Source organism: Dactylosporangium sp. CA-092794, assembly GCF_050948465.1.
In the GTDB taxonomy this organism is placed as follows: Bacteria; Actinomycetota; Actinomycetes; order Mycobacteriales; family Micromonosporaceae; genus Dactylosporangium.
In genome coordinates this window covers 2,652,521-2,665,950 of sequence record NZ_CP192044.1, presented here as the reverse complement: position 1 = coordinate 2,665,950, position 13,430 = coordinate 2,652,521, and the positions used below count along the sequence as shown (strand labels likewise).

General features: G+C 71.7%; 6 protein-coding genes. All 6 read left to right on the top strand.

Annotated elements, in window-relative coordinates; genetic code table 11:
• Nucleotides 1–135 precede the first annotated feature (135 nt).
• The 6 genes from ACQPXD_RS11685 (at nucleotide 136) to fxsT (ending at nucleotide 13,428) form a co-directional block, all read left to right on the top strand.
• On the top strand, nucleotides 136–483 hold the full coding sequence (locus ACQPXD_RS11685; protein WP_432837596.1) for a CU044_2847 family protein: 348 nt from the start codon (nucleotides 136–138) through the stop codon (nucleotides 481–483).
• The gene (locus tag ACQPXD_RS11680) at nucleotides 470–5,293 is read left to right on the top strand and encodes a trypsin-like peptidase domain-containing protein (protein ID WP_432837595.1); all 4,824 of its coding nucleotides are present in this window, start codon (nucleotides 470–472) and stop codon (nucleotides 5,291–5,293) included. The genes ACQPXD_RS11685 and ACQPXD_RS11680 overlap by 14 nt, the downstream gene beginning before the upstream one ends.
• Before the next feature lie 325 nt (nucleotides 5,294–5,618).
• Nucleotides 5,619–5,795 carry a hypothetical protein gene (locus ACQPXD_RS11675; RefSeq protein WP_432837593.1) on the top strand — a complete coding sequence of 59 codons (177 nt, stop codon included), beginning with the start codon at nucleotides 5,619–5,621 and terminating at the stop codon, nucleotides 5,793–5,795.
• Nucleotides 5,796–5,810: 15 nt separating this feature from the next.
• Nucleotides 5,811–8,135: an FxsB family cyclophane-forming radical SAM/SPASM peptide maturase gene (locus ACQPXD_RS11670; protein ID WP_432837591.1), complete on the top strand. Its 2,325-nt coding sequence runs from the start codon at nucleotides 5,811–5,813 to the stop codon at nucleotides 8,133–8,135.
• Between the two features lie 170 nt (nucleotides 8,136–8,305).
• Nucleotides 8,306–9,541 (top strand): TIR domain-containing protein, encoded by a 1,236-nt coding sequence (locus ACQPXD_RS11665; RefSeq protein WP_432837589.1) that lies wholly within the window; start codon nucleotides 8,306–8,308, stop codon nucleotides 9,539–9,541.
• Nucleotides 9,538–13,428 carry an FxSxx-COOH system tetratricopeptide repeat protein gene (gene fxsT, locus ACQPXD_RS11660; RefSeq protein WP_432837587.1) on the top strand — a complete coding sequence of 1,297 codons (3,891 nt, stop codon included), beginning with the start codon at nucleotides 9,538–9,540 and terminating at the stop codon, nucleotides 13,426–13,428. Before ACQPXD_RS11665 ends, fxsT begins: the two co-directional genes overlap by 4 nt.
• Nucleotides 13,429–13,430: the final 2 nt, after the last annotated feature.

Here is a 13,430-nt window from a genome sequence, read left to right as displayed (position 1 = left end):
ACTACCCCGTTCGATCACACTCACGCCACGCGGAATGCACCAGCCATTCGGTTGCCTACATCGAGCACTTTCGCGTGTTCGATCCGTGATCGTCGTTGCTACAGTGCAATCGCGGTCCGGTCCCGGGGGTGATGCATGACAGTGCTGTTGAAGGTCCCGGTCGAGGACGGGGTGGACCTGCTCGTCGAGTCCGATCCCTCGGAGCTGCCCGACGATCTGGTGCTCGCCTCGCCCGGCGAGCGGATCATCCGCTCGGCGACCAGCCTCGCCCAGGCGCTGCGCCAGATCCAGCCGGTGCTGCGCGTGATCAAGGCGCACCTCCTCACGGCCGCGCCGGACCAGCTGTCCGTCGAGTTCGGGCTGAAGCTCGGCGGCGAGACCGGCATCATCCTCACCAAGGGCACCACCGAAGTGAACTTCAAGGTCACCATGGTGTGGAAACGCGAGGCGCCGGAGACGACCGGCGCCGATGCCAAGCCGTGACCTCGCCGTCGTTCGCATCTACGGCCTGCTCGGCGGCGCCCGGGCCACGGCCGGCATGGGCGCGCTCGTCGGTTCGCGGCACGTCGTCACCTGCGCCCACGTGGTCAACGCGGCGCTGCGGCGCGAGCATCGCCACCAGCCGCGCCCCGAGCCCGAACAGCTCGTCCAGGTCGAGTTTCCGCTGATCTCCGGCAAGCCGGTCCGCAACGCGCGGGTCGTGGCGTGGACCGCACCGGCGGCCCGCGGCTCCGGCGGCGACGTGGCGGGTCTGGAGCTCACCGAGGATGCACCGCTGGCCGCGCGGCCGGCACGGTTCGCCGCGGGGCCGGCCGGGGCCGCCGCCGAGCTGCAGGTCTTCGGGTATCCCCAGGAAGTCACCCGCAACGACGGCGTCTGGGTGCATGTGCGGCGGATCGGCACGGTCGAGGGCGGCCTCATCCAGGTGGAGAGCCGCAGCGACCAGAGCATCCGCGCGCAGCCCGGCTACAGCGGGTCGCCGGTCTGGCAGGACGACAAGATCATCGGACTGCTGCACGCGGCGGCGGCGCCCGATCAGCCGTACCGCGACGCCTATCTGCTGCCGCCCGAGCTCGTCGCCGCGGCCTGGCCGGAACAGCTGGACTATCTGCTGATCCCGCCCAACCCGTACCGCGGGCTGGAAACCTTCACCGCCCGGCACGCCGGGATGTTCTTCGGCCGGGAGCGGGCCATCGCGAGCCTCACCGAACGGGTGCGGCGCCGGGCGGTCACGATGCTCGTCGGGCCGTCCGGCGTCGGCAAGTCGTCGCTGGTCCAGGCCGGGCTCATCCCCCGGCTGCGCGGCACCGGCCCCTGGTCGGTCGCGCTGGTCCGGCCGGGGCGCGAACCCTGGCACCGCCTGGCCATCGGCATCCTCAGGGCGCTGAACCATCCGGGTGAGGGCAGTCCGCCGGCGTGGAGCGCGGCCGAGATCGAGCACACGGTCGAACGGCTGCGCGCCGAGGGCCTCGGCTGGGCCGCCCGGCTGACGGGTGGTCAGGACCGGCCGCTGCTGCTGATCGTCGACCAGTTCGAGCAGCTGCTCGTCGGCGACGCTCCCGAGGTGCGGCTGCTGGAAGTGCTGCTGCCGGAGCGCTCCGACCACGACGACGGCCACCGGCTGGTCCACACGCTGCGGGCCGACTTCATGCGCGCCCTGCTGGAGATTCCCGGCGTCGGGCCGCGGCTGGAGGGCCGGCTCTTCCCGCTCTCGCCGATGACGGCCGGCGAGATGCGCGAGGCGATCGTGCGTCCGGCCGAGGCCCTGGGGGTGACCTACCAGCCGGGGCTGGTCGACGAGATCGTCGAGGACGCGGCCCAGGGGACGCTGCCGCTGCTGGAGTTCGCGCTGACCCGGCTGTGGGGGACACAGCGGCGCCGGACGATCGACTTCACCGTGTACCGCGCGGCCGGCAAGATCGGTACCGCCCTCGACCGATTCGCCGACGAGCAGGTCATCCGGCTCTCCGCCACGCCACCGGCCCTGCTGGACAGCGTGCTGCTGAAACTGGTACAGCTCGTCGGTGACGACCTCGACCGGGCGATCCGCCGCCGCGTCTACCTGAGCGACCTGACCGATCGCGACGCCCAGGTCCTTCAGCACCTCGCCGAGGCCCGGCTGGTGGTCCTCGACGACGAGCCCCGGCACGGCCGGTTCGCCGAGCTCGCCCACGAGGCGCTCATCACCTCGTGGGAGCGGCTGCGCGAGCTGGTGCGCGGCAACGCCGAGTTCCTGGAATGGCTGCAGGCCACCCGGCGGCGCGCCGACGAGGGTGACCCGCTGCCGCAGGCCCGGATCGCCGAGGCAGAGGCGTGGATCACGCAACGGGCCGACGACATCCCGGCCCGGCTGCTGGAGTTCGTCCAGCGCAGCCGAGCCGCGGCCGACCGGCAGGTCCAGGACCGGCTGGAGGCCACGATCGCCCAGGTCCAGGCCGAGATCGCGCGCCGGCAGGCGAGCGCGGCGACCGACCGGGCCAAGGCGCTGCGGCTCGCCGCGGACTGCGAGCAGGCCTCGGCCACGGACCGGCCCCTGCCGATGCAGGTGGCGCTCGCGCTGGCCGTCGAGTCGGTGCTGACGACGCCCACCCTCCAGGGCCGGCTCGCGCTGCAGCAGATCCTCGGCCGGCACCCGCGCGCGCTGGTCCAGATCGAGGGCGACCAGTACCACACGGCCGTGGCCGTCGGGCGCGGCGGCCGGCTGATGGCGGTGGGCGGCTCCGGCGGCGAGATCCACGTGCTCGACACGGGCACCGGCGCCGTCCGGGTCGCGCTGTCCCACGGTCCGGTGGTGCTCGGCCTGGCGTTCGACGCCGAAGGCGTGCGGGTCGCCGCCGCGGGCCAGGACAACGTGGTGCGCGTGTACGACTGCCTCACCGCCGCCGAGCTGCTCACCCTGCCGCATGCGGACGAGGTGGTCCACCTCGCGTTCGACCCGGGCGGCACGCTGCTGGCCACGGCCGGCCGCGACGGCCTGGCCCGGGTCTTCGACACCGCCGACGGCACGGAGCTCGTGCGGTTCGAGCACAACGGGGCGGTTTCGAAGGTGGCCTTCGTCCCGACCGACGACCGGCTCGCGACCGCCTCGCGCGACCGCGAGGTGCGGATCTTCGAGTTCCGCGACGGGCTCGAGGTCTCCCGCCTGCCCCACCACCGCGAGGTGCTGGACGTCGCCTACTCCGAGGACGGCTCGCTGATGGCCACCGCCAGTGGCGGGTCGGCGCAGGTGTTCGACGCCGTCTCGGGCGAGCTGCAGGCACGCTGCGACCTCGACCGGTCGGTCACGTCGGTGACCTTCAGCCCCGACGGCGGCCGGGTGGTGGCGGCCGGGATGGACTGGACCGCCCGGATCCTCGACACGACGGGCGTGAACTCACCCGTGGTACTCAAGCATGGCGGCCCGGTGCTGGCGGTGGACTTCTCGCCGGACGGGCTGCGGGTGGCCACGATCAGCGCCCGCTCGCTGCGGGTCTTCAGCGCGGTCACCGGCGCCGAGCAGGCCCGGTTCGACCACGACAGCGACTTCATCGCGGTCAGCTTCACCGGCCGCGGAGATCGGGTGATGGCCGCGGCCATCAACGGATCTGCCTTCATCCTGCAGATCCCGACCGGTGCCGAACGCCTCCGCTTCGCGCACTCCGCCTTTCACTCCTTCCATGCGCCGAGCGAGGTCCGGGCGGTCGCGTTCGATCCGGGCGGCAAGCGGCTCGCCACCGCGTCCAGCGACATGACGGTCCGGCTGTTCGACTGTGCCGGCGGTGGCGAGCTGGCCCGGATGCACCACCACGACGCGGTACTGGCGCTGACCTTCAGCCGGGACGGGCGACGGGTCGCGACGGGCGACCGTGCCGGGATCGCCCGGGTCTTCGACGCCGAACCGGGCCGGGGCTACGGCCGCGAGGTGACCCGGATCGAGCATGGCGCGGAGGTGACGATGGTGGCGTTCGCGCCGGGCGGCGACCGGGTCGCCAGCGCGAGCAAGGACCGCACGGTGCGCGTGTTCGACGCCGCGACCGGCGCCGAACACCTCAACCTGGAACATGACGGCGCGGTCTCCGCCGTGACGTTCGACCGCAGGGGCGCCCGCCTGGCCACCGGCGGCGAGGCCGGCGACCGCCACGGCGTCGCCTGCGTGTTCGACGCCGGCTCCGGCGCGCGGATCACCCGCGTCGACCACGGCGGGACGGTGGCCGCGGTGACCTTCTCGCCCGACGGCGCCTTCGTCGCAACGGCCAGCTACGATCACACCGCGCGCATCTTCGATGCGGCGACCGGCCGCGTGCGGGCGGTCTTCGCCCACGACCGCGAGGTGGCGTGCGTCGCCTTCTCCCCCGACGGTGGGTACCTCGCCACGGGCGGATACGACCAGGCGCTGCGCCTGTTCGACGTGGCCGCCGGGGCGGAGCGGTTCCGGATCAACCATTGGGAAGCGGTCGTCGCGGTCGTCTTCTCCGCCGACGGCGAGCGGATCGCGACGGCGAGCCACGACCGGACGGCCCGGGTGTTCGAGGTGGCGACCGGCGCCGAACTGGCCCGCTTCGACCATGACGAGTGGGTGACCGCGGTGGCGTTCGCGCCCGACGGCAGCACCGTCGCCACCGCCAGCCGGGACGCGTTCGCCCGGAGCTTCGAGGTCGACCCGGGCCTGCTCATCGAGCGCGCGCTGCAGGTGATGACCCGGCCGATGCGCGAGCACGAGCTGCGCCAGCACGGGCTGCGGTGGAACTGCCGGCACGTTGAGCAGTGGGCCCGCATGCACGCCGCGCAGGGTGATGTCGAGCAGATGCGGGTGCTGCTCAACATCCTGCTGACGCGCGGGGACGACGGCTCGTTGGAGGAGGCCGAAAGGCTGCTGGACGCGCTGCAACCGGCCGGGAACCTCGGCGCGGAGCGCGGGGCGCTGGCGATGCGCCGCGGCGTCTTTGCCGACGGCCTGCACATCTGGCGGGAGGAGGCCTACGAGGGCAATGTCCGGGCCGTCGCGAAATACGTGCCGATCGCCGCGGTCCTCGGCGATCTCGAAGGGGCCGAAGGTCTATTACAGCGAGAGAGCGACGGACTTATCCTTCGCCGTTCATATCTCGACGTGGTCGGGCGCCGGCTCACCGAAGCGCAGCGACACCATCTCCGCGCCGTCGGTGGACCGGCCGACACCGACACGATCAACTTCCTCGGCCTCGACGCGTATCTCGACGGGCGGCTCGTCGAGGCGGAGGAGTTGTGGTCCGAGGCCGCTCAGCTGGGTGATTGTGGTGCCCTGTACCTGCTGACCCGGCTGCCGGACCGATCGTGACCGGCCCCGCCGACCGCGGCGCCGAAACCGCAAAAAAACCCCCGGAACGGATGCCCGGTGCGATGATCCAGAAGTAAGAACCCCGCAGGTTCCCGCCATTCGCCGCCATGATCGGCCAAACTGCGCATAACCCCTTCGGTGTGGCGGCGAGGGGTGCCCGGCGGAGCCGACCCGAGTCAGATATTGTTGCCAAGTTCCAGGTAAAGATCGGTCGCAGACTGGGCATCAGTCGGGTTCCAACAGTTTAGCGGAACCCGTAGCGCTTCTGGTTCACCCTGACAACCGCCCGCACCGGGCACCCACAGCTTCCACGAAGGACGACTCGATGAACACCGACGTTCAGGACCGGACGACGACCGACCGCCCGGCACCCAGGTCCACGCGACGCGTTCCACTCCGGCGGCAACTCAGCCCCACCGAAAACCTGTACGTCAACCGGCTCATCACCGACGGCAACGCCGGGACGACGTTGATCGTGGCCGCCTTCAATTCGTCGATCTGACCGGATTCGGCGGCCATGTCCGATCACAGGCACAGCGGCGCGACGTTGAGCCAGTATGTGCTCAAGGTCCACTCGCGCTGCGATCTTGCCTGTGATCACTGCTACGTCTACGAGCACGCCGACCAGTCGTGGCGCCGTCAGCCGCTCGCCATGAGCGCCGACGTCGTTCGGGCGGCCGGGCGGCGGATCGCCCAGCACGCGACGGCGCACCGACTGCCTGCCGTGCGCATCGTGTTGCACGGCGGGGAGCCACTGCTGCTCGGCCCCCGGGTGATGGGGGAACTGCTGAGCGAGCTGCGCGCCGCGCTGGGCCCGCACGTCGGCGTGGACCTGCGGATGCAGACCAACGGCGTGCGGCTCTCACCGGAGTTCTGCGCACTCTTCGGCCGGTTCGACGTCCGGGTGGGCGTCTCGCTGGACGGCGGCCCGGACGCGAACGACCGGCACCGGCGGTTCCGCAACGGCTCCGGTAGCTACGATCGGGTCGCCGCCGGCCTGTCGCTGCTGCGCCGCCCCGAGAACCGCCGCAGCTACGCCGGCCTGCTGTGCACGGTGGACCTCAACAACGACCCGATCGCGGTCTACGAGGAACTGCTGCGCCACGAGCCGCCGCGCATCGACTTCCTGCTCCCGCACGGCACCTGGGACCAGCCGCCGCCCCGGCCCGGCGGCGCGCCGGCCCCCTATGCCGACTGGCTCACCCGGATCTACGACCGCTGGCTGCGCGACGGCCGGCCCGTCGGCATCCGCCTGTTCGAGTCGCTCCTGTCCACCGCCGGGGGTGGTCCCAGCCTCAGCGAGTGGGTCGGGCTGGACCCGGCCGACCTCGTCGTGGTGGAGACGAACGGCGAGTGGGAGCAGGCGGACAGTCTCAAGATCGCTTTCGACGGCGTCGCGGCGACCGGCCTGAACGTGTTCGACCACAGCGTCGACGAGGTCGCCGCGCTGCCGGCCGTCACGCGCCGGCTGCAGGGGCTCGCCGGGCTGTCGGCGACCTGCCGCGCGTGCCCGGTCGTCACCCAGTGCGGTGGCGGGCTCTTCGCCCACCGGTACAGTACCTCCCGCGGTTTCGACAACCCCTCCGTCTACTGTGCGGATCTCAAAGCGGTGATCGATCACATGTCGCAGCACCCGCCCCGGCCGGTGACGGCGGAGCCGCCGCCCGAGGGTTTCACGATCTCGGCCGAGCACCTGGACCGCATCGCGTCGGCCGGCGACGACACGGCCGCCGTCGCCGAGCTCGCCGCGGCGCAACTGGAGCTGACCCGGCTGCTCGTCCGTAGCGTTGCCGAACGGCATGCCGGTCGGCCGCACGTGGGCGCCGGCTGGGAGCTGCTGTGCGCCCTCGACGAGGAGGCTCCCGACGCCGTCGACGAGGTGCTGCGGCATCCGTATATCCGCGGCTGGGCCGCGAGGTGCGCGGCCGACGGCGGCCACACCCACTCCGGCTCCCCGGGCTATCTGGCCGGCATCGCCGCCGCCGCGGCCGTGCACGCCGGTCTGCCGCTGTCGGTGCCGGTCGCCGTGCAGGCCGGTCAGATCCATCTGCCGACGCTCGGCACCGTCGTGCCGAGCAGCTACTCGCACGCCTCCGCGGTCATCGACACCACCGCGGACGGGTTCGTCGTGACCACCGGTGACGACCGCATCGTCGTCCGCCACGACGCGCCGCCGCCCACCGGCTGGTTGCCGATCCGGGCGATGCGGCCCGGGCTGTGGCTCGAGGACGGCGACCCGCACCGCGACTGTCACCAGTGGAAGCCGACCGACCGGCTCGACGACGCGGGTGCGCAGGAGTGGCGGGAGCGGTTGAACGCGGCCTGGCGGCTGGTCGCCGAGGAGGTGCCGGACCGGGCCGAGGGCCTGCGAATCGCGCTGCGCACGGTCGTGCCGCTGCACGCCGGGCCGGGTGAGGACACCCGGGCGTCAACCGCCCGCAACGCCTTCGGCACGGTGGCCTCGACGCCCGCGCCGGCCGACGAGCTCGCGATCGTCCTCGTGCACGAGTTCCAGCACGGCAAGCTCAACGCGATCCTCGACGCGCACCAGCTCGTCGACCACGACGACCCGCGGCGGCTCAAGGTCGGCTGGCGGCCGGATCCGCGCCCGATCGAGGGCGCGCTCCATGGCACGTTCGCACACCAGGCGGTCGCCGATCAATGGCGTGTCCGCGCCATTCGCGGGGACGCGGACGCGCCGGTCGCGTTGCGGAACTACCGGATGTACCGCGACTGGACCGTCGACGCGGTCGCGCAGCTGCAGGGCAGCGGCGCCCTGACCACGACCGGCGAGCGGTTCGTCGCCAACATCGGCCGGTCGATGGCCGGCTGGCCGCACTGAGCCTCCGCCGAGCCTCCACCACACCCGCACGGCGGTCACCGGGCCGGCCGTCCCGGCGCTGAGCAACCCGTATTCGCGGACTGGCGGCACCCAGACTCCACCTCTACTCTGGTCATACCTTTGCGTTGGGTGACGAGGGGAGAGCCGCAGGTGACTGCCGGGAACTCCCCATGAGCCGGCCGATGGCCCACGACGCCGAAGAGCCGATCCGCCGGTTGTTCTTCCTCAACTACGCCCGACCGCGCGTCGACGAGGCGACGTTCGTGCCCAGCCATTGGGTGCGCCAGGTGTTCGACGACCTGGTGACGAAGATCCACGAGTTGACCGGGCTCGACCGGGCGCACATCGGGTTCGCCGACGTCGCCCTCCCGCCCGGCACGGACCGGCAGCAGGAGATCCGGGCGGCGCTGGCCTCCGCGGACGTCCTCGTGGCGCTCTACTCCGAGCAGTACCTCACCAGCCGGGAGGCCAACAGCGAGCGCGCGACCTTCCATCGCCGGCTCGCCAAGGCCGACTCGCCCGCGGTCGCGCAGGCCCACATCCTGCACGTGCTCTGGGCGCCGCCCCCGGGGATCGACGATTTCCGGGTGGACCTCAGCCGCGCCCGCCACCTTGCCGAGGACATCCCGGAGTATGTGGCCAACGGGCTGAGCGTCCTGTGCCGGCTCGCGACCTTCCGGGAGCAGTACACGCAGGTCCTGGAGCGGCTGGCCCGGGAGATCATCCGGATCGCCGGCGACTCCCCGGTCGCGCTGGCGACAGCGGTCGACCTGGTGGAGCCGCAGCGCGTGTGGGCGTGGCCGACCGCGCCGTTCACGGTGGCGGTCCTCGCGCCGACCAGCGGGGAGCTGCCCGGGCCGAACGGCCGCGGGTCGGGCGCCGGCTACGGCCCGCGGGCCGAGCATTGGCAGCCGTTCGAGGGCATGAACCCGGTCGCCGACGCCGTCGCCGCCGAGGCCGCGCGGATCCGGCTGCCCGTGGACATCATCGGCTACGTCACCGACGACACGCTGTTCAGCGACTTTCCCGGGATCATCCTCGTCGACCCGTGGAGCCTCGCCACCGACAACGGCAGACGGCAGGTCCAGTGGATGCAGCAGTGGATGGGCCGCCACGAGTACTCCTGGGTGACCGTCGCCGCCGTCGCCGACGAGCACGACCCGCAGTTCGAGCCGCACGGCGCGCGCTACCTCGGCGAGCTGGAGCGCCGCCTGCGCGGCACTCGCCGGTTCGTGCGCTTCACCACCGTGGCGGACTGGCGCAGCGACATGCCCGAGGTCGTCAACCGCATGCGGCGCGAATACATGAAAGACGGCCCGAGCTACGCACCCGCCGGCCCGCCCGGCCGCCGCCCCCGGCTCGGCCGCCTCGGCCCGCATCCACCCGATAACGGGAGCGCACGATGAGTGACCAGCGCAACGGGAAGGTCGTCACCTTCTACTCGTACAAAGGCGGGACAGGCCGGACGATGGCCCTCGCCAACGTCGCGTGGATTCTGGCCGCCAACGGCAAGCGTGTGCTCATGGTCGACTGGGATCTCGAGTCGCCCGGGCTGGCGCGGTACTTCGCCCCGTTCATCGACCATGCCGCGCTGGACACGACCGAGGGTGTCATCGAGCTGATCCGCGAGTACGAGTGGGCCACCACACGACAGCGGGGCGACGACGAACGTTGGTACGAGGAGTACGCCCGGGTCCGCAAGTACTCGTTCTCGCTGCGCTGGCCGCACTTCCCCGACGGCGGCACGCTGGACTTCCTCTCCGCCGGTCAGCAGAACAACGACTACTCCACCAACCTCGCGGCGATGGACTGGGACGCGTTCTACGAGCGCCAGCGCGGCGGGCTGTTCCTCGACGCCCTGCGTGCCGACATGAAGCGCCACTACGACTACACGCTGATCGACAGCCGGACCGGCTTCAGCGACGTCGCCGACATCTGCACGATCCACCTGCCCGACACCCTGGTCACCTGCTTCACCCTCAACGACCAGGGCATCGACGGCGCGGCCCACGTCGCGCGGCTGGTCGACCAGCGCTACCGGCAGCACCGGCAGATCCGGGTCCTGCCGGTGCCGATGCGCGTCGATCCGTCGGAGCAGGAGAAAGCCGACGCCGGGCGGAAGGTCGCCGTACAACGCTTCGCCGGACTGCCGGCCGGGTTCGACCGGGAGGCCCGTGGCGAGTACTGGAAGAAGGTCGAGATCCCGTACCGGGCGTTCTACGCCTACGAGGAGGTCCTGGCGGTCTTCGGCGACGAGCCCGGCGTGCGCACCTCGCTGCTGTCGGCCTACGAGGCGCTCACGACGCAGATCACCGACTCGGCGGTGACCAGCCTGCCCCCGATGGACGAGGTCACCCGCCAGCAGGTCCGGGCCCGGTACGTCCGCCATGCCGCCGTGGCCGAGCGCGAGATCGTGCTGCGCTACGCCAACCAGGACCGGGTCTGGGCCGAGTGGATCGCCCACGTGCTCGGGAAGGCCGACGTCCAGGTCATCGACCAGTGGGAGGCGGACCCGGCGCCGGGCGAGTTCTCCCGGACACTGATGATCGTCTCGCCGTACAACGTCGAGCGCGAGGCCGCGTCGTCGGACCGGGCCGCGGACTGGGCGCCGCTCGTGTTCTACGTCGCCGACGTGCGCCGGCTGCCGGGCATCCCGCAGGCCAACACCGCCACCGTGCTCGGCGCGCAGACCGCCGCGGTCGCGGCCCAGCGGCTCCTGCGGTTGATCGGGGCGAACGCGGACGGGGTGGAACCGGAGGTGGCGGGCGGCCCGCGCTATCCGGGCCGGGAAAACCTCGTCTTCAGCGTGCCCGGGCGCAACATCCGCTTCACCGGCCGCGAGCAGGACCTCCACCAGCTGCGCGACCAGCTGCGGGCCGGCACCGCGGTCGTGCTGGGCGGCGGCGAGCCGGTCGCGCTGCAGGGCATGGGCGGCATCGGCAAGACGCAGCTGGCGATCGAATACGCGTACCGCTTCCGGGCCGCCTACGACATCGTGTTCTGGCTGAACGTCGAGCAGGCGAACACGATCGAGAGCGAGCTCGCCGACCTCGGTAGCCTGCTCGGCGTGCCGTCGCGCTCGACCGTGCAGGAGTACGCCCGCGCGGTACTGCAGGAACTCCAGCACACCGAAAAGCGCTGGCTCGTCGTGTTCGACAACGCCGAGGACGCCCCGGGAATCGAGGACTACCTGCCGACCGGTGCCGGTCATGTGATCATCACGTCGCGGGTGTCGACCTGGGGCGAGCGCGTGAAGCTGCTGCCGGTCAACGTGTTCACCCGCCGGGAAAGCCGGGAACACATCCAGCACCGGGTGCCGGCCATGTCCGACGAGGACGCCGACCGGATCGCCGAGCAACTGGGCGACCTGCCGATCGCGGTGGCCGCCGCGGCGGCCTGGCTCGCCGACACCGGCAACTCCGTCAACGACTACCTGAAGTACATCGCCCGATCCGGCCCGCGGGCTCTGCTCGAGCCGCAGTCCGACACCCCGATCGAAGCGACCTGGGACCTCTCGTTGCGGCGGCTCCACGAGCGTTCCCCGGCGGCGTACCGGCTGCTGCAGCTGTGCTCGGTCTTCGCGCCGGAGATCGCCCTCGACCTCGTGTACAGCGACTCGTTCGCGGCGGCGCTGCACCCGTTCAACCCGAACGTCTCGGACTACATGTTCCGGGCCTCGCTGGTGCAGCAGGTCCACCGCCTGGCGCTGCTGCGCATCGACCTGCGCGGCGAGCCCGGCAGCCGCGAACGCCCCGGCATCGTGTTCGTGCACCGCCTGCTGCAGCACGCCGTGCGCAGCCGGATGAGTGAGGAGGAACTGCAGCTGACCCGCCGCCAGGTGCACCGGGTGCTCGCCGACGCCCGCCCGCGCAACCAGGAGGTGGACGATCCGGACGCCTGGCCGCAGTACCGCATGCTCTGGCCCCACCTCGAGGTCACCAAGGCGGCGACCAGCGACGACGAATCCGTCCGCGCGCTGATGATCGACCGCGTGCGATTCGACTGGCTGCGCTTCGACCTCGAGGGCGCCCGCCGCAACGCGGAGCAGCTCGACGCGACCTGGTCCGGGATGCTGGCGGAGACCACCGACCCGGAGGCGCACCGGACACTGCGGCGGCAACTGCTGCACCTGCGGTTCAACCTCGCCAACATCCTCGGCTCACAGGGCAACTTCGCCGACTCGCTGGAGCTGGACAGCGTCGTGCTCGAGGCGCAGCGCGAGCTGCTCGGGCCGCGCCACCCGCACACCTTGATGACGGCCGGCGGCCTGGCCCGCGACCTGCGCGGGCTGGGCCGCTACGGCGAGGCCCTGCGCGCCGACGAGGAGACCCACACGGTCTGGTCCGAGGACTTCGGCGAGGATCATCCACGCTCCCTCGTGGCGCTGAACAACCTCGCCATCTCCTACCGCCTGATGGGCGATTTCCGGGAAGCCCGGAAGCGGGACGACACGGTGTACAACTCCCGCAAGTCGATCCTCGGCGAGACCCACCCGTACACGCTGTACTCGGCGACCAATCTGGGCCGGGACATCCGCGACGCCGGCGACTACGAGCAGGCGGTGGAGTGGCTCAAGACCGTGCTCAACCAGTACAAGACGATGCGGGCCGACGACACCCGCAACACACTGCTGTGCCAGACCAATCTCGCGGTGTCCCTGCACAGCCACGGCCACGCCGAGGAGGCGGCCGAACTGCTCGAAACGGCCGCCACACAACTGTCCAACGACCTCGGCGAGACCAACCCGGACGCGCTGAGCAGCCAGTTGAGCCTCGCCATGACGCTGCTCTCGCTGGGCCGGCACTCGGAGTCGGGCGTCAAACTGCACGCGGTGCACGCGGCCTACGAGGACAACCTCGGCGCCGAGCATCCGCACACCATCGTCTGCGTCGGCAACCTCGCGCTGCTGGCCCGGGCGGAGGGCGACCACGAGCGGGCGGTCCGGCTGGCGCGGCAGGCCGCCGACGGGCTGGACCGGCAGCTCAAGGACGATCATCCGTACACGCTGTCGGCCCGGATGAACTGGGCCGTCTGCATCGCCGAAACCCTCGACGGCCGGTCCACCGCCATCGCGGAGCTGACCGACCTCGCCGGCCGCATGCACGACGTCCTCGGGCCGGAGCACCCCAACACGCTTCGGTGCCGGGCCAACCTCGCCCTGCTGGAGCAGCGGGCCGACCTCGACGCGCGTATCGCCGAGCTGGGCGAGCGAATCGGCGACGAGCACCCGACCGTGAACACGCTGCGGGATGGCCAGCTCGTGCACCGGATCATCGACCCGCATCCCTACTGACC